This is a genomic window from Kocuria coralli, assembly GCF_008831305.1.
GTDB classification, from domain to species: Bacteria; Actinomycetota; Actinomycetes; order Actinomycetales; family Micrococcaceae; genus Kocuria; species Kocuria coralli.
Genome location: NZ_ML708615.1, coordinates 169,690 through 185,832 on the forward strand (window position 1 = coordinate 169,690; position 16,143 = coordinate 185,832).

At 68.1% G+C, this 16,143-nt stretch carries 20 protein-coding genes; 8 read left to right on the plus strand and 12 right to left on the minus strand.

Annotated elements, in window-relative coordinates:
• Positions 1 to 5: 5 nt before the first annotated feature.
• The 9 genes from FCK90_RS06945 to FCK90_RS06985 form a co-directional block, all read right to left on the minus strand.
• Positions 6 to 821, minus strand: a complete 816-nt coding sequence (locus tag FCK90_RS06945) for a nitroreductase family protein (protein WP_158033570.1) — start codon at positions 819 to 821, stop codon at positions 6 to 8.
• Entirely contained in the window at positions 821 to 1,174 is a 354-nt protein-coding gene (locus FCK90_RS06950; RefSeq protein ID WP_158033571.1) for a hypothetical protein, read from the minus strand. The genes FCK90_RS06945 and FCK90_RS06950 overlap by 1 nt, the downstream gene beginning before the upstream one ends.
• Positions 1,171 to 1,872 (minus strand): class I SAM-dependent methyltransferase, encoded by a 702-nt coding sequence (locus FCK90_RS06955; RefSeq protein WP_158033572.1) that lies wholly within the window; start codon positions 1,870 to 1,872, stop codon positions 1,171 to 1,173. Before FCK90_RS06955 ends, FCK90_RS06950 begins: the two co-directional genes overlap by 4 nt.
• Positions 1,869 to 3,095 carry a type III polyketide synthase gene (locus FCK90_RS06960; protein WP_158033573.1) on the minus strand — a complete coding sequence of 409 codons (1,227 nt, stop codon included), beginning with the start codon at positions 3,093 to 3,095 and terminating at the stop codon, positions 1,869 to 1,871. The genes FCK90_RS06955 and FCK90_RS06960 overlap by 4 nt, the downstream gene beginning before the upstream one ends.
• 77 nt (positions 3,096 to 3,172) lie before the next feature.
• Positions 3,173 to 4,669, minus strand: a complete 1,497-nt coding sequence (locus tag FCK90_RS06965; RefSeq protein ID WP_220433293.1) for an MFS transporter — start codon at positions 4,667 to 4,669, stop codon at positions 3,173 to 3,175.
• 421 nt (positions 4,670 to 5,090) lie between these two features.
• Entirely contained in the window at positions 5,091 to 5,528 is a 438-nt protein-coding gene (locus tag FCK90_RS06970; RefSeq protein ID WP_158033574.1) for a VOC family protein, read from the minus strand.
• Positions 5,529 to 5,576: 48 nt separating this feature from the next.
• A complete protein-coding gene (locus FCK90_RS06975; protein ID WP_158033575.1) occupies positions 5,577 to 6,284 on the minus strand; it encodes a dihydrofolate reductase family protein in 708 nt (235 codons plus the stop codon).
• 43 nt (positions 6,285 to 6,327) lie between these two features.
• Entirely contained in the window at positions 6,328 to 7,014 is a 687-nt protein-coding gene (locus FCK90_RS06980) for a response regulator transcription factor (RefSeq protein ID WP_158033576.1), read from the minus strand.
• Positions 7,002 to 8,900: a sensor histidine kinase gene (locus tag FCK90_RS06985; protein ID WP_158033577.1), complete on the minus strand. Its 1,899-nt coding sequence runs from the start codon at positions 8,898 to 8,900 to the stop codon at positions 7,002 to 7,004. Before FCK90_RS06985 ends, FCK90_RS06980 begins: the two co-directional genes overlap by 13 nt.
• A 237-nt stretch (positions 8,901 to 9,137) precedes the next feature.
• On the opposite strand from FCK90_RS06985, the gene FCK90_RS06990 reads away from it, so the two are divergent.
• Entirely contained in the window at positions 9,138 to 9,743 is a 606-nt protein-coding gene (locus tag FCK90_RS06990; RefSeq protein WP_158033578.1) for a hypothetical protein, read from the plus strand.
• Between the two features lie 9 nt (positions 9,744 to 9,752).
• Here FCK90_RS06990 and FCK90_RS06995 read toward each other — a convergent pair whose 3' ends face one another.
• A complete protein-coding gene (locus FCK90_RS06995; protein ID WP_158033579.1) occupies positions 9,753 to 10,514 on the minus strand; it encodes an SDR family NAD(P)-dependent oxidoreductase in 762 nt (253 codons plus the stop codon).
• 200 nt (positions 10,515 to 10,714) lie between these two features.
• Between FCK90_RS06995 and FCK90_RS07000 the strand changes: the two genes are divergently transcribed.
• From FCK90_RS07000 to FCK90_RS07010, 3 genes are read left to right on the plus strand one after another with little or no spacing between them, the layout of a single operon-like run.
• Positions 10,715 to 11,068 carry an ArsR/SmtB family transcription factor gene (locus FCK90_RS07000; RefSeq protein WP_158033580.1) on the plus strand — a complete coding sequence of 118 codons (354 nt, stop codon included), beginning with the start codon at positions 10,715 to 10,717 and terminating at the stop codon, positions 11,066 to 11,068.
• A complete protein-coding gene (locus tag FCK90_RS07005) occupies positions 11,065 to 11,556 on the plus strand; it encodes an SRPBCC family protein (protein WP_158033581.1) in 492 nt (163 codons plus the stop codon). Before FCK90_RS07000 ends, FCK90_RS07005 begins: the two co-directional genes overlap by 4 nt.
• Before the next feature lie 60 nt (positions 11,557 to 11,616).
• Positions 11,617 to 12,450 carry an SDR family oxidoreductase gene (locus FCK90_RS07010; RefSeq protein WP_158033582.1) on the plus strand — a complete coding sequence of 278 codons (834 nt, stop codon included), beginning with the start codon at positions 11,617 to 11,619 and terminating at the stop codon, positions 12,448 to 12,450.
• Positions 12,451 to 12,609: 159 nt separating this feature from the next.
• Here the strand turns inward: FCK90_RS07010 and FCK90_RS07015 are convergent, their stop codons facing one another.
• The gene (locus tag FCK90_RS07015; protein ID WP_246180049.1) at positions 12,610 to 12,951 is read right to left on the minus strand and encodes a VOC family protein; all 342 of its coding nucleotides are present in this window, start codon (positions 12,949 to 12,951) and stop codon (positions 12,610 to 12,612) included.
• Positions 12,952 to 12,969: 18 nt separating this feature from the next.
• Between FCK90_RS07015 and FCK90_RS07020 the strand changes: the two genes are divergently transcribed.
• The 4 genes from FCK90_RS07020 to FCK90_RS07035 all read left to right on the plus strand — a co-directional run bounded on the left by FCK90_RS07020 (position 12,970) and on the right by FCK90_RS07035 (position 15,161).
• Positions 12,970 to 13,326, plus strand: a complete 357-nt coding sequence (locus FCK90_RS07020) for a hypothetical protein (protein WP_158033584.1) — start codon at positions 12,970 to 12,972, stop codon at positions 13,324 to 13,326.
• A gap of 198 nt (positions 13,327 to 13,524) precedes the next feature.
• Positions 13,525 to 13,914: a hypothetical protein gene (locus FCK90_RS07025; protein ID WP_220433294.1), complete on the plus strand. Its 390-nt coding sequence runs from the start codon at positions 13,525 to 13,527 to the stop codon at positions 13,912 to 13,914.
• Between the two features lie 89 nt (positions 13,915 to 14,003).
• Positions 14,004 to 14,513 (plus strand): SRPBCC family protein, encoded by a 510-nt coding sequence (locus FCK90_RS07030; RefSeq protein WP_158033585.1) that lies wholly within the window; start codon positions 14,004 to 14,006, stop codon positions 14,511 to 14,513.
• Positions 14,514 to 14,585: 72 nt separating this feature from the next.
• Positions 14,586 to 15,161, plus strand: a complete 576-nt coding sequence (locus FCK90_RS07035; protein WP_158033586.1) for an AAA family ATPase — start codon at positions 14,586 to 14,588, stop codon at positions 15,159 to 15,161.
• An 11-nt stretch (positions 15,162 to 15,172) separates the two neighbouring features.
• On the opposite strand, the gene FCK90_RS07040 is transcribed toward FCK90_RS07035, so the two are convergent.
• Positions 15,173 to 16,141 (minus strand): D-2-hydroxyacid dehydrogenase, encoded by a 969-nt coding sequence (locus FCK90_RS07040; protein WP_158033587.1) that lies wholly within the window; start codon positions 16,139 to 16,141, stop codon positions 15,173 to 15,175.
• Positions 16,142 to 16,143 lie beyond the last annotated feature (2 nt).

Consider the following 16,143-nt stretch of genomic DNA (forward strand, 5'->3'; position numbering starts at 1 on the left):
CCGGGTCAGGACGCGGCCCCGGCACCCTGCGAGTCGTCCCACCCCTGCTGCGGGGTGGAGCAGGTACCGCGGAAGACGTACTGCGAGGGCCGCTTGCGCTGCGCACTGGTCCAGTCGATCGGAGGGCGCCGCTGCTCGGAGGGCAGGTAGCCGAGCCGGTAGACGGCCATCAGCTCAAGGTCATCCGGGACCTCGAGCAGGCGGACGATCTGCTCCCAGCGGCCGGGGACCTCCATCGGGAAGGAGACGAACTGGATGCCCATGCCGAGTTCCACGGTGGTGAGCCAGACGTTCTCCATCGCCGCCCCCATGCTGAACACCGAGTAGAACGAGGACAGCTCACCGGGGCGGTACTCGGAACGATCGAGCATCACCCCGAGCAGCAGCGGGGACCCCGCGACGAGCTTGCGGTTCTCCTCCCCCAGGCTCTGCGGCACGCGCAGGGTGTTCATGAGCTTCTGGCCCCGCCCGGTGAACACCTGATGGGTGAACGGGCGCAGCGGGGCGGGCAGGCGATCGAAGAGCATCCCGTCCCGGCGGCGTTCCATCTCCGCCTTGCTGAACCGGAAATAGGGTTTGTAGCGCTCGAAGAAGGTGCCGTTGGACATCGCCTCGGTCATGCTCTCTCCGCTGATCCGCGCGATCTCCTCGATCGTCGGGCGCTCCTCGACGATCACGAACCGCCACGGCTGGCTGTTCAGCTGCGACGGGGCACGCCCGGCGACCTCCATCAGCAATCGCTGGTGCTCCTCGGAGACAGGGTCGGGCAGGAACGCTCCATTGGTCGTCTTACGACGACGCACGACGTCGAGGAACTCCATCAGCGACTTCTCCAGACCATAGTGAGAGCGGTTGCGAAGAACGGTGCGGCCGACCCTGCCACGGCGGCATGCCGGCACACGTCTCCCCCAAGATACGGCAGCACCGCCAGCGGGCCGACGGCGGGCAGCAGGGCAAGACCGGCCCGCTGCCGCTGGACCGCACTGGCGGCGAGCGCGATCGTGGTCATCGAGACCGTCGTGGTGAAGAGGGCGTGATGGACCCAGCGGATGCGCCCGTTGTCGATCAGCCCGGTCGCGACGGCGGCGCCGAAGGCCGCGTTCGCCGTATAGCTGGCGCTCGCGGCCGTTATCAGGCGGCGGGTCACCCGGTTGTTCTTGCGGCGATGGTTCATCGATCGGCACCTTCCCGGGTGAGCAGCAGGCGCTGCGGGAAGGCCGGCTCCGTCCGCCACCCCGGAGGCACGGCCTCCTGCAGCTCGTGCCGCCGGTAGCTGCGGCGGATGGAGAGCAACCCGTCCTGGCGGACGAACGAGCCGCGGGAGAACGGCAGTGCGGCAACCGCGTACACGGCGTAACTGGTGTACTTGCGGGAGAGGTCGTTGTGGATGATCGGCCCCCGTGACAGGGCCAGGCTGTCCTCCAGCAGAGCGGACAGTGAGGGGGCGTCCAGATGGTGCAGGAGGTGGTTGGAGATCACCAGGTCGTAGCGGTCGCCGCGGGCCACCAGGTCGGCGCTGGAGGCCTGTTCGTACCGCACTCCGTCGTCCGGCAGCCGGCGCACATAGTCGATGGCCCGGGGGTCGGGGTCGATCGCCGTCGTACGCAGCAGCAGCCCGTCCCGCTTCGCCCAGGACGTGAGGCGGCGCGGGATGTCCCCGCCGCCGAAACCGATGTCCAGCAGCGAGGTGGGCCTGTCGGATGCCAGGCGCGGCCGGATCCGCTTCGTGTAGATCCGCCGCCAGCCGGAGACCAGCCGGTTCACGGTGGTGAACTGGCCGTAGGTGCGCTCGAGCCGGGCGAGGTCACAGTCCGGGTCGTCCATCAGCTCCCGTGACTCGGTATCCCGCTGCGCCAGGCCGGTACCTCTCATGCCGCATTCCTCCGGGTGAACAGGGCCGATTCCACCGTGAGCCCCGGTCCGAACGCCACGGCGGCAACGCGTTCCGGTGCCGGCGCGGGCCTCGCGGCGTCGTCGCCCTGACGGATACCGTTGCCGGCGTCCCCACCAATGCCGTCCTCGCCGCCACCGTCCTCGCCATGAAGGATGCGCCGCAGGATGAACAGCACGGTGGCGCTGGACATGTTGCCGTAGTCGCGCAGCACCGCCCGTGAAGGAGCCAGCTGCTGATCTGAGAGCCCCAGCGCGTGCTGCACCCGGTCCAGGATCGCCCGGCCGCCGGGGTGCACGGCCCATCGTTCGATCTCCGGCCAGTCAGTGCCGCCGGTCTCCGGCACCCGGTCCAAGAGGGGCTGCAGCACGTCGGCGATCTGCGCCTCCAGGATGCGCGGGACGTAGCTGGAGAGCACCATCTCGAAGCCGAGGTCCCCGATCGTCCAGGCCATCTCGGCCTCGCCGTCGTCGGTGAGCATCGTCTCCAGCGCCTCGATCTCCAGCAATGGCGTCCCCTCAGGCGCGGGGCGGGCGGAGACCACCGCTGCGGCGGCCCCGTCACCGAAGACCGAGGAGGCGACGATCGTGTCCGAGTCGCCGGAGGAGCGCAGATGCAGCGTGCACAGTTCGGCGCACACGATGAGCACCGTCGCCTCCGGTTCCGCCCGGCAGGTCGAGACAGCGGCCCGCAGCGCGGGGAACGCTCCGTAGCAGCCCATGAACCCGACGTGCAGCCGGCGGGCAGAACGGTCGAGCCCGAGATCCCGCACCAGCACGTAGTCGGGTCCCGGAGCGAAGAAGCCGGTGCAGGAGACCGTGATGACATGGGTGATGTCCGCAGGGCCCAGGCCGGGCGCCTCGTCGATGGCCCGGGCGGCCGCGTCCACGAGCAGCGGCTGGATCTCCCGCGTGTAGACCGCATTGCGGCCTCCCGTGGACGGGGTCAGGATCCTCCCGCTCGCCGCGTCGTAGAACTCCGCCTCTTCCGCGACCGCGCCGCCCAGATCCCGCACCGCCGTATAGCGGTGCTCGATCGACGAGGCGTTGAAGACCGATCTCACCAGTCTGCGGGCCAGGGGGCTCAGACCCTCCTGGCCCGCGAACAGATCGCGGACGTCGTCCTGGGCCAGGCAGGTGGGCGGCACCGCCGTGGCGATCGACCGCACGCTCACCGCGGGATTCCGGGGGTCTGAGTGGCTCATGGGATGGTTCTTCCGGATCGATGGTGCCGGCGGACCGGGTGCGTCACCGCAGGATTTGCGGGATCTGCGGGATCTGCTCAGCCGGCTTCTGACTCGACCTTAGCGCGGCCCGGGAGGAAGAACATCAGCCCCCAGAGAACCGCGAACGCCCCCGCGATCCACCAGAGGACACCGGTGAAGCCTTCCCGGTTGGCCGCGCCGTCGAAGGAGCCACCGGTGACGGAGAAGAACGCCAGCGCGGTCAGCGCCGTGCCCAGAGCCATCCCCAGATGGATGGAGGTGCTGAACAGGCCGGAGGCGGAGCCTGCGTTCTCCTCCGGGATCTCCGACAGCGCGAGGTCCGCAAGCGGGCCGCCGATCATGCCGAAGGCCGAGCCGAGCACGAGCAGCAGCACCGCCATGCCCAGCAGGGTCAGCTCGTCCTGGAGGCCGTCGACGAGCGCCGCATAGGCGACCACCGTCACCAGCGCGAGCACCGCTCCGGTCTGCGGCAGGCGACGGGCAAGCCGTCCCGCGGTCCTGACGGCGACCGCCACACCCGCCATCTCCCCGAGGGTGAGCAGCACGAAGGCCATGGCCGCCTGGATCGGGCTCATGTCCAGTCCGCGTTGCAGGTACAGGGTCCAGGTGATGAAGAACATCCCGGACAGCAGTCCGAACAGCAGTTGCGCGCACAGACCCGCGGGGAAGGCCTTGCCCCGGAAGATGGAGAGCACGACCAGCGGCGAACGGTGCTGCCTGCACCGCTGCTGCGCGATGAAGATCCCCGCGATCAGGAAACTGGCCGCGAGCATCACGAACGACCACAGCGGCCAGTCATGGGACGGGCCTTCCGTGAGTGGCAAGACGATCAGCACCACGGCCAGCGCGGACAGCACCATACCGACGATGTCGAGGCGTTCGGCCTTCTCGGCGGTGGACTCGATGATGAACCTCCGGCCCAGGACGACCACGGCCAGCCCGATGGGCAGGTTGATCAGGAAGATGGTCCGCCAGCCGAGGCCGAAGAGGTCGGCTTGGACCAGGACGCCGCCGAGGACCCGGCCGAGCGCGGAGCCCAGCGACAGGATCGCGCCGTAGAGCCCGAACGCCCTGCTGCGGTTCTCGCCGTCGAAGGTCACGTGAACGGTCGCCAGGACCTGCGGGAGCATGATCGCCGCCCCGGCTCCCTGGAGCACCCGGGCGGCCACCAGATGCTCGGGTGAGAGCGCGATGCCGCACAGCAACGAGGCGGCGGTGAACACACTGGCGCCGATGAGGAAGACCCGGCGCCGCCCGTAGATGTCACCGAGCCGGCCGCAGGTGATCAGCCCGAGAGCCACGGCCAGGCCGTAGCCGGCCGTCAGCCACTGCACCTGAGCGGGTTCCGCACCGAGCGCCTGCTGGAGCGTGGGGATCGCGTTGAGCACGACGGAGTGGTCCAGGACGTTCATCAGCCCCGCCACCAGGACCACCGCCAGGGCGATCTTGGCCGAGAGGGCCACCTTGCCGGAGGTGATGGAAGGGGTCCCGGATGAGGACCGTAGTGACGTGCCGCTGGATCCGCGCGGCCCGCCGTCGGACTGGTTCGACATGATGTGGAGATGCTCCTGATCTATGGAATCTATGGATCGGGGAGCTCGCCGGCGGCCGGACCGAGGTCGGTGAACGCGAAACCCGGGGCGCTCGGCAGAGCTGCACCCGGGGATGAAGACAGAAAAACGGGGCGTTGACGCAACTCAGACCATCACGAAGTCCGCCCCTTCGAGCACGTTCGATCGGCTCGAACGCGAAGGAACACGGACGACTAGATGACCTGGAAGATGAAAACACCCCGCTGAGATGAGGAAACTGGAACAAGGAGGAAGGCAGGTGAGCCACCTTCGCAAAAGCAACCCGGTGAGGCTACAACGACGGCCGGAAGGCGTGCAAGCCGGCTCCTCCAGCATCGCCCCGGCGGGCGGGGGGTCCCGCTCTCTCACCCGTGGTGCGGGGAGACGCCTTGTCAGCTCTTCTTCAGCCCTTCTTCAGCTCCTCGGCGAGCATCACGAGGATGCCGCTGGGGCCGCGGAGATAGGTGAGCTTGTAGACGTCCCCGTAGGTCGCCACGCCTCGGAGGGGATGGCAACCGTGCTTCGCGGCGATCGCCAGGGCGGCGTCGAGGTCGTCGACGGAGAAGGCGACGCGGTGCATGCCGATCTCATGCGGGAGGGTGGGTTCCGTCTCGATGACCTCGGGGTGGATGTACTCGAAGAGTTCGAGCCGGCCATTGCCGTCCGGCGTCTGGAGCATCGCGATCCTGGCGTGATTGCCGTCGAGACCGACGGCAATGTCCGCCCACTCGCCGCTGACCGTGTCACGACCGAGGACCGTGAGACCGAGATCGGTGAAGAAGACGATCGTGGCTTCGAGATCGCGCACGGCGATGCCGACATTCTCAAATGTGATGGCCATGTGCTGCATCCTATGCCGGGCCTGGCCCGTGCGCGCCCAGTGCTCCTCTCAGGGGCGAGGACGGCGCCGCGAGAAGGACAGATGGACGACACCGCTGGGCGAGGCCACCGCTTCGACGTCGAAACGCTGTTCGAGTCCCTCCAGACCGTCCCACAGCCGCTCTCCCCTGCCGAGGAGGATCGGCACGACGGCGATGTGCATCTCGTCGATCAGATCCGCCCGGAGGAACTCCCGGATCGTGGTGGTGCCACCGCCGATGCGCACGTCGAGGCCACCGGCCAGGGCACGGGCCTGCTCGAGCGCTTCGGAGGGCTCCGCATCGACGAAATGGAAGGTCGTGCCACCCTCCATCTCCAGCGGCGGACGGGGGTGGTGGGTCAGGACGACCACCGGTGTGTGGAAGGGCGGATTCTCGCCCCACCAGCCCCGCCATTCCTCATCGGCCCACGGGCCGCGATGGGGTGAGAACTTGTTGCGTCCCATGATCTCCGCCCCGATGCCCGCGGCCCACCGGCCGGCAAAAGCCTCGTCGACCCCCACGGAACCCTCGTCGCTGCCATGGAAGCCCATCTGCTGGAACGTGCGCGTGGGGAATGCCCACTCGAGCAGGCGGTGTCCCGCGTGGCCGAAGGGCTCTTCGAGCCGCTGGCCCTCCCCCACTCCGAACCCGTCGAGGGAGACAGAGAAGTTGTGGACGCGGACCAGGGATCTCCGGCCTTCCGTTCCCTCGCCGACGTCTCGTCCTGTTTCACTCATCGCTCGCTCCTCCTACCGTTCCTGCTTGAGATCCTGCACCGGTCTATCCCCTCGTGGCAATGCCGGAACTTCCCTGTCCCGCGGATGAGGGAGCCGCGGTCAGCCAGGCGCGCACCGCGAGCACGCGGGCGTTATCCTCGGGCGCGGCCGTGATGCCGAGCTTCATGAAGATGGCACGCAAGTGCGCGTCGACCGTGCGACGGGAGATGACCAGTTGCGCGGCGATGCCCGCGTTACTGCGCCCGGAAGCCACCAACCGCAGCACGTCCTCCTCACGCTGCGTCAGCGCGGCGAGCTTCGGGGGCGTCCTGCTCAGATACAGATCGACGATGGTGGGATCGATCGCCGTGCCGCCGTCACCGACTACCTGCACCCGATCGAGGAAGCTCTCGGTATCGAGGACATGGTCCTTGATGAGGTAGCCGAAGGCGGGTGCGGCATCGGCGACGAACGTGGCGGCCATCTCCGGGTCGACTACCTGCGTGAGCATCAGCACCGCCAGCGAGGGAAAGCGGATGCGCAGGTACCGCACCGCACGTGCGCCGTCGTCGGTGTAGTCCGGCGGCATGCGGATGTCGGCGATGAGCAGGTCGGGCCGGTGCCGGTTCACCTCGGTGATGAGCGAGCGCGCGTCCCCGACCTGCGCGACGACGGAATGGCCGGCGCCCTCCAGCAGGCGCACCAGGCCGTCGCGCAGCAGCACCTGGTCCTCGGCGATCACGATGCGCACGGCAGCACCGCCTCGACCACGGTGCCGCCGTCGGTTCCGTCCCGGACCACGAATGCGCCACCGGCCGCCATCACGCGTTCCGACAGGGTCCGCAGCCCCGAGCCCGCTCTCGGATCGGCTCCGCCCCCTCCGTCGTCCCGCACGGTGACGGCTACCGCGCCTTCCACGGCGGAGTCGACACAGACCCCGATGTGGTGAGCGCCCGAGTGCTTGAGCGCATTCGTCACCGCCTCCCCGATGATGAAGTACGCGGTCTCCTCCACTGCGGGTGCCAGCCGCGTACCGGGGAGGTCCAGATCGACCATCGAGACGATGGGCGCGAGCAGAACGCGGAGCGCCGCTTCCAGTCCCCCCGTGGCGAGGGCATCCGGGATCCGCCCGCCACCCAGGCTGCGGACGTCCTCGACGATCGAGCGAAGGGAACCCACCGCGTCATCGATGAGGATGCGCGCGGCGGGGTCATCGAGGTCACGACCCGAGAGCTGGAGGTTGAGCGCGAGACCGAGTAGCCGCCCCTGGAGTCCGTCGTGCAGATTCTGGGACAGACGCCGTCGTTCAGTCTCGGCGGCGGCTTCGGCCCGTCGGGAGGCCTGCTCGGCCTGCGCCTCCAGCAGTGCCGGGTGCAGGACGGCCGAGCAGTCGCCCAGCGAGACCAGGCGCCGTGCTGCCCGGGGCAAGGTCACCGACGCCAGGACGCAAGACTGTCCGTTCCCGTCCATGGCCAGCACGATCTCCGTCGGGGCATCAGGTCCTCCGTCTTCTCGTTCCTCATCCGTCCAGGTGGCTTCGGCGCGATAGCGCACCAGCAGGGAGGGATCGCGGGCATAGCCTCGCAGGACGTGCAGGGTGACCTGGCGATGGTGACCGGCAGCGGCATCCCCCATGGCACTGAGCTCTCTCCGCAGCGTCGAGGCCGGATCGACCACCCGCCGAGTCCAGGCCCGGGCCTGCCACCAGCCCGCCGCTGCGAGAATCGTCATTGCGGCACCGACGCCGACGGAGAGGCTGGGTGGCACGGCCATCGTCGATGAGGCGAGGGCCGTCAGGGACCCCACCAGCAGCGCCAGCGCAGCGAGCAGGCCATCGAGCACCCCGATGAGCGTGCGCGTGCGCAGCAACCAGGTGTCCTCGGGGCCTGTTGCCGCCCCGAGCGAGAGCACGGCGCACAGCAGCGTGCTCACGGAGAAACCGGTCATGAGCGTGGAGACCGACCAGTCGTCACCGAGGCCGAAGCCCTGCCCGAGCACTCCGAGCGCGACGCACCACACGAGGAGCACCACGGGCACTATGGCGGCGAGCGCGGACAGCACTGCCCGGCGGCGGCGCACTCCCCCGCACGAATGCACGGCCGACCAGGTCGCCGCCGGGGCGATCCCGGCTGAGCCGGACCACAGGACAGCACCCGCGATCGCGAAGCCGCCAGCGCCGGGGGCATCCAGGCCGCCGAGAACCGTGCAGAGGGTGGTCACGGAAGCGGCCAGGATCACGGTGATCTCCCACCGCCGGTGACGCCGCCCGACAGCGGCCGTAGCCGCGAGAACCGGGACGAGCTGAAGCAGGAGTAGAGGCGGGATATGACCTGCACCGCCCACGAGGGCCGCGATGGCATTGCCCGGATAGGCGGCACCAACGCCCAGCAAGGCGGGATACGCGAGCACAAAGGCGCCCAGCCACCATGTGGCAGCGCGGAGTGCCCCGTGAGGTCCGGTGCGACCCGCCGTCACGATGATGGCTGCTCCCGCCACAGCCATCAGGATCCGTTCTGCGACCCCGAGACTGAACTCGGGTTGCAGCCATGGCAGCGTCAACGACCACGACACGGCCGCTCCGCCGATCGTGCACGGCACGATGATTCGCGCCCAGTGGTGCCCGCGCGCACGCTCCATGCCGGTATTGTCCCGCCGCGCGCAGCGCCGCGGAATAGGCGATCCTGCCGATGTGCGGGGCTGGTGCCGCTCACTAGCGTCGGTGCCATCGACCGGTCAGGTCGCGAACCCTCAGGAGGAGTGATGGCCACGACCCCAGCCCCGACTTTCCATAGCAACCGAGCAGAAGACGCCGGCCGTCCCCGTGAGCCACGGTTGATACCCGGGGCGATAGTGGCGGGCATCGGAGGGCCGCTCATGCTCGCCTTGGGCAATGCGCTGGTCAACTTCACCCCGGGATGGAGCGATGCCGCTTCCACGGCAGAGGTCGTCACCGTGGCAGCAACGCATCCTGTGCTCACGGAAGTGGTCATCGGCACCGGCATCCTGGCCGTGCTGCTCATCGTGCCCGGCATCTGGGCGGTGACGGCCCGGCTGGCGCACCGCACGCCGCGGCTGGCCGCGGTGGGCGGCTGGATGATGGCGAGCGGCTATGTCTGCGCTCTCGTGCTGTCCACCGATTCGATGATGGCACTGCTGGTCGCGAGCAGCGACCTCAGCCCGGAGCAGTTCGGGTCGGCGGTCGACGGGCAGACACTGGTCACCCAGGTCGCGCTCTACTCGGCCTTCGGCCTCGGCGCCCTGGGCGGCGGCATCGTGCTCGCCATCGCGATGCTCCGGCAACAAGGCGATGTGCCGAAGTGGGCCGGGTGGCTTCTGCTGGCCTCCGAGCCGATCCGCGTGGCCGGTCTCATGCTGGGCATCCCGATCGGGCCCCCGCTCGCGTCACTGCTGATCCTGGCAGCCTTCGCCGCGGTATTGCTCGCACGGCGCCGCGTCACCCCGGTCCAGTCCGCGCAGTAGCGGCCGGGCTCAATCGGCTACGGCGCCAGCAGTGATGTTGATGGAGGCCGCGGTGATGGACGCGGCTTTGTCGGAACAGGCGAAGGCCGCCACATTGCCGACGTCGTCGAAGGTCGCGGCGCGCTTGAGCATGGTCTGGCCGACGATCATGTCCACGATCGCGTCACGGCTGGCGTCCTCAGCCGGGATCGCCTCGACGATCCCGCCGGTCTGCAGAGTGACAGCGCGGATGCCGTGCGGGCCGAGTTCGGCGGCAAGCTGCCGGCGCAGGGTGTCGACGAGCCCCATGGCCACCTGGAATCCTCCGATGTAGTAGTCGCGGATGGGATCGTGCCCGTCGTCGCCGCCGAAAAACAGCAGCACGCCCGAGCCCTGTTTGATCATCTGCCGCGCCGCGGCCTGGGTGGTGAGGAACATCGTGCGGGCAGCGTTGACGACCGGGCGCTCGAAGACCTCCAGGGACATCTCCGCCAGCGGGGTGCCGTGGATGTCACCCAGCCCGATGGCGTTGAAGCTGATGTCGATGCTCCCGGCGCTCGCGGCGACCCGATCGGCATGGGCGGTGATCTGCTCCGCATCGAGGGCATCGACGACGGCGGTTCGCACCGAGCCGCCCTCATCCCGGATCTCGGCGGCGACAGCCTCGAGAGCAGTGAGCCTGCGTCCGGTCAGATGGACGGTGGCTCCCTCGCGAGCGAAGCCGAGAGCGACGGCGCGTCCGATCGGACCCGTGCCGCCGTAGATGATGGCGTTCTTTCCCTGCAGCAGCATGGGATCGCTCCTTGAATCATATCGAACTATCTAGTTCTGGAACTGAGTAGTTCTATAGTGCATCGCCCTCTGCGGGTCGTCAAGGCCGGCCGACGACCGGCATCGATCGTCTACAGGTCCTGCCCGTCCATGGATTGACGCACCGCGATTCCCGGCGCACCATAGAACTCATTAGTTCCCGAACTGAATGGTGCTTGACTGTGACGACTGATCAGCTGACCCGGACCTTCGCGGCTCTGGCGGACCCGACCCGGCGCGCGATCCTGACTACGCTGCGCGAACGCGGCGAGGCCTCGGTGGCAGAGCTGGCGGCACCGTTCGAGCTGACGCCCCGGGCGATCTCGAAACACATCGGCGTCCTCGAAGCGGCCGGACTGGTCTCCCGGGGCCGTGATGCCCAGAGGCGCCCGAGCCGGCTGCGGATCGAGCCCCTGGTCGAGCTGGACTCCTGGCTCCAGGACTATCGGGCGGTGTGGGAGCACCGTTTCACCGCCCTCCAAGCCGATCTGACCTCCGACGATCCCCAGGACGACACCCCGCCGGAGAAGTCATGATCTCCACGGCGCACCGATACGGCGACGGCGGCCTGGTGATCGAGATCGAGCAGGAATTCACCGCCGCGCGAGAACGCGTCTTCCACCGCTGGACCGATGCCGACGCCCTCGCCCGCTGGTTCGCCCCGCCGGGCTACCTCACCGTGTACTCCGAGTCCGATCCCCGTCCGGGAGGCGGGTGGAGACTGGTCTTCCAGGCCCGATCCGGAGAGCACCACTACTGCGAACAGGGTGTCTTCCGGGAAGTCGTCCCGTTCCGGCGAATAGCGCTGACGCTGATCCAGGTCGACGGTGAGCACACCAATCCCCAGACGCTTGTGACCGTCGAGCTGGACGACGTCGGAACTCCGGAGAGGCCGCGCACCCTGATGCGATTCACCCAGAGCGGCTACCGCTCCCCCGCCCTGCGCGATGACAACGAGAATGGCTGGCGCGGCTGCTTCGTCATCCTCGCCCACGACCTCGACCACCTCACCGACCTGGCTTGACCGCCAACTGACTGTCGCCGTCGTGCGTCTGGTGGCGCCAGGGCCTGCGACACTGAAGTCATGAGCGCTGAAAAACACGATGACCTTGCACGGGATCCGCTGCCGCTGCGGGGACGGTCCGTCGTCGTGACCGGCGTGAGCCGCAGGGCGGGGATCGGCTACGCCACGGCCTGCAGGCTCGCCGCCTATGGCGCGAGCGTGTTCTGCCATCACTATTCACCGCACGATCGGCAGCAGCCGTGGGGCGACGACGATATCGACGCCGTGCTGGACGGGGTCCGCTCGCACCTGGTCGGCGATGCGCGGGTGGCGGACATGCACAGCGATCTCACCAACGCGGACGCGCCTGAACTGCTGCTCTCGACGGCGGCGGAGGCGTTCGGCACGGTGGACGCACTGATCTGCAACCAGGCGCTGTCCGGATCGGACGGCCCCCTGGGCGAGCTGACCGCCGACATGCTGGACAGGCACTGGGCGGTCGACAGCCGTGCCTCGCTCCTGCTGGCCCAGGCGTTCGCGCGGCATCACGCACCAGGCACCCAGGGCTCGATCATCTTCATGACCTCGGGGCAGGGGCTCGGCCCGATGCCCGGCGAGGTGGCCTACGCCGCCGCGAAAGCAGCGATCGCTGGAATCACGGTGACGATCGCCGACCAGCTCGCCGACGACGGAATCCGCGTCAACACCGTCAATCCCGGTCCGGTCGACACCGGCTATGTCACCGACGAGATGTGGCAGGCTATCGCACCGATGTTCCCCCTCGGCCGGTACGGCGCCCCCGACGACCCCGCGCGCCTCATCTCCTGGCTGGTCACAGACGAGGCATCCTGGATCACCGGCCAGGTCATCAATACCGAAGGCGGTTTCGGACGGTGGCGGCCCCACGGTGGGTGAGCACGCCATCAACGACGAGTCGAGTGACTTTCCACCGGTGGAGCGGAGTAGGAACCGTATTCGGATATGACATGACTGATCTCCTGGGCAGGCCAAAGGGCCGACCATCGCGTGTGACCGGCCCTTTGGATTGCAACAGGTTAGCAGCGGTCGTGCAGGTCAGTCGACCGGGGAGACCCGGATGAGATTGCCATCAGGGTCGGTGATCAAGAACGTGCGGCCGAAGACATCGTCGTGCGGCTCCTCGATGACGTGGATCCCCTTCGAGACCCACCTCTTGAAGGTCTCGTCGACTGCGGACGCCACTCCCGGCAGCATCAGCCCGACCTCACATGTGCGGGGAGTGCTCGGCTCCGCGTGCTCACTGCGTCCTGTCCACAGCGCGAAGAGGACGCCAGGGGCAACCTCGAAGGCCACGTAGCGGGGACTGGTGAAGGTCGGCTCGATGTCGAACAGGTCGCTATAGAAGGCCGTGGCTTTTTCCGCGTCGCGGCCTAACACCCCAACTGTCACCTAACGGTGCGGCAGTCCCGTGCCGGAGCGATCGGCGGTATCGCTTTCGTGCTCATCTTGATCAGCGGTATAGGTGGCGTGGTCTGGTTATGGGGCGCGAGGCACGCGGGAGCGGGGTTTCTCGAACTGGCGCTCATGGCGCTCGTCGTCAACGCTCTGTTCGCGCTCTTCGACCTCCTCGTCATCGACTGGCTCATGATCTGCACCTGGCGTCCGCGCAGGCTGGTCTACGAGGGCACCGAAGACTGTGCAGGCTGGGGCGATTACGGCTTCCACGCCAAAGAACAACTCCGCCCCCGTACACTGGCCGTACTCTTCGCGTTCAGTGCCCTCATCGGGCTCATCGTCTGGTGGACGACCTAGCCACTCCCCCTCAGAGGGTCTCGGGCGAAGCTCAACGGGTCCGATTACTCTTGCCGGTATGCCTTCCCCGACCCTCATCGTGCTCGGCGGCCTGCCGGTACGGGCAAGTCGACGGTCTCCGCCGAGCTGAACCGTGCGGGCGCGTTCTCCTACGTCCGGATCGACAGTATCGAGCAGGCGCTCAGGGACTCCGATGAGATGGGAGCCAGCGGCGTTCAAGGTGCGGGCTACGCCGTCGGGTATGCCGTTGCCGGTGATCTATTGGCAGGTGGCAACGACGTGCTCGTGGAATGCGTCAATCCGATTGGCCTCACCCGGGCCGTCTGGCGCCAAGCCGCCCGAGCACGCGGAGCGGCACTGCTCGAAGTCGAGCTGCACTGCAGTGACCCTGCTGCCCACCAGGCGCGCGCCGAAGACCGGACGGTGGATGTTCCCGGCCTCCCACTCCCCGACTGGCAGGCGATCCAGTCTCGCGAATACGAGCCCTGGCAGACTGCAGATCTCCGGATCGACACGAGCGTGACCAGCCCGCAAGAAGCATCCGCGTTGATCCTCGACGCGGTCCCTTCGCTGGGATCGGCGTCATGAACGAACTGCACATCAAAGGCCCGTTGCCGGCGGTTCTCGTGGTCGGGTGCAGATAGGGCCAGTGGCGCCGAGGACGGGAGGCAACAGCGATGATCGTGAACATCCACGAACGCGACTTCGCAGCGTCAGGTGAGGAACTCGCCGAGCTGCTGGCGACGCTGTCGAGCGAACACGACCGGCTCTGGCCCCTTGAGGCATGGCCGAGGATGAGACTCGACCATGGCCTCGCCCCTGGTGCGAAAGGCGGCCACGGGCCTGTCCGCTACACCGTCGAGAGCGTTGATCCCCGCAGTGAGGTCGTCTTCCGATTCACCGGCCCCTCAGGCTTCGTCGGCTGGCACGCGTTCAGCATCATCGACGCAGCGAACGGAAGCACGACGCTCCGGCACGAACCCCGCCTGCACCCTCGCCTGTGGGCGTATCTGACGTGGCCGCTGTTCTTCCGTCCGCTGCACGATGCGCTTCTGGAAGAGGCGTTCGACAAGGCCGGCCGCGAACTCGGCGAGCCACCGGAGGCACCTCATCGACGGGGCATCTGGGCGAGCGCGCTGCGCGCTACCGCGATGGGCCTGGGCCGCCCTCGTCGCCGTCGACGGTGAACGGATCGGATCACGACGACGGCGACCGCAGGCCGCGGCATGTTCAGATGCACGCCTTCATAGGATGGCGACATGGACACCGATCGGGAGCCGAGCAGACGGGGGCATGTCGTCTGGATCAACGGTGCATTCGGGGCGGGGAAGACGACGGTGGCACGGCGACTCGCCCAGGCAGTGCCAGGAGCAGTCATCGTCGATCCCGAAGAGGTCGGCTCGATACTGCGGCAGGCGCTCCAACCTGTTTCGCCCGTACACGATTTTCAGGAGTGGGCCGCGTGGCGGGAACTCGTCGCTGCAACGCTCAACGCCGTCGTACATCAGCTGCCGGAGACGGGCCCGCGAATGGTGATCGTGCCTCAGACCATCACCGATGAGGCGTACTGGTCGCAGATCACCGCCTCGCTCGACCCCGAGTTCCAGGTGACTGCCATAGCACTGCACGTGGACCGCGACGAGCATCGTCGACGGGTCCTTGAGGACACCGACGAACCCGGCGCACTGCGGTGGCGGCTCGGCAAGTTCGAGCACTTTCGCGAGGCTACGTGGGTACGCGCGGCTTTCACGGGGATCGAGACGTCAGCGCTCACTCCCGCTGAAGTGGTGGACAAACTGTATGCCGCCCTGGGATCGGAGCAGGCCTCCAGCTAGCTCCGCCGCCCCTACCGCTGGGATGAGACGTAGCCGGCTTGGAGGTCGACGACCTTCGGGAAGGGCTCCCCCGCGATCCACCGATCCCAGTTCTCCATGTACTGCTCCGCCAGCCTGTCCATCCACCCTTCGGTGTTGCCGGACAGGTGAGCGGTGATGACCGTGTTGGTCGCGTCCCACAGCGGGTGCCCGGCAGGCAGTGGCTCCGGATCGACCACGTCGAGGCCGGCTCCGGCGATCGTGCCGTTCTCCAATGCCTGCACCAGGTCGTCCGTCCGCGTCGAGGCGCCGCGGCCGATGCTGATGAAACGCGCGGTCGATGGCAGCGCGGCGAAGACCTCCGCGTCGAACATCCCACGGGTGGACTCCGTGAGCGGAGCGGCATTGATGAGCCAGTCGACATTGGCCAGGTGAGCCGTGAGATCGGCCGTGTCGTGAATCTCGGTGAAGTCCTCGTCCCCCGGGCGAGCCCGGCTCGCGGCACCCGTCACCACCACGCCGACGGCGCCCAGCAGCTGTGCGATCCGCCGGCCGATCCCGCCGGTGCCCACCACCAGGGCCCGGGTGCCGGCCACGTGCTCCAGCTCCCGGGTGCGCCAATCGTGGCGGCGCTGCAGAGCCAGGCCCTCCTCGGTTTTCTTGGCGAACATGAGCACCATGTGGAGCATGTATTCGGCGATGGCCTGGTCGAAGACGCCGTGGGCGTTGGTCACCGTGATGTCCAAGTCGACCAGCGGCGGGAAGCGCAAGGAGTCGACGCCTGCGCTGGCGGCGTGCACCCAGCGCAGAGAGTCCGCTCCACCGATCGCGTCTTCGAGGGCCGACGAGAAGAAGTCCCACATCAGCAGGGCGTCGGCACCGGACAGCGCGGAGGCGAGCCCGTCCGCTTCCGTCCACCGCACCTCGGCGTCCTCGCTCAGCCGGTCGAAGACGGCGGGACGGTAGCGGCCGGGGCTGGTGAGGATGGTGAGGGTGGTCATGT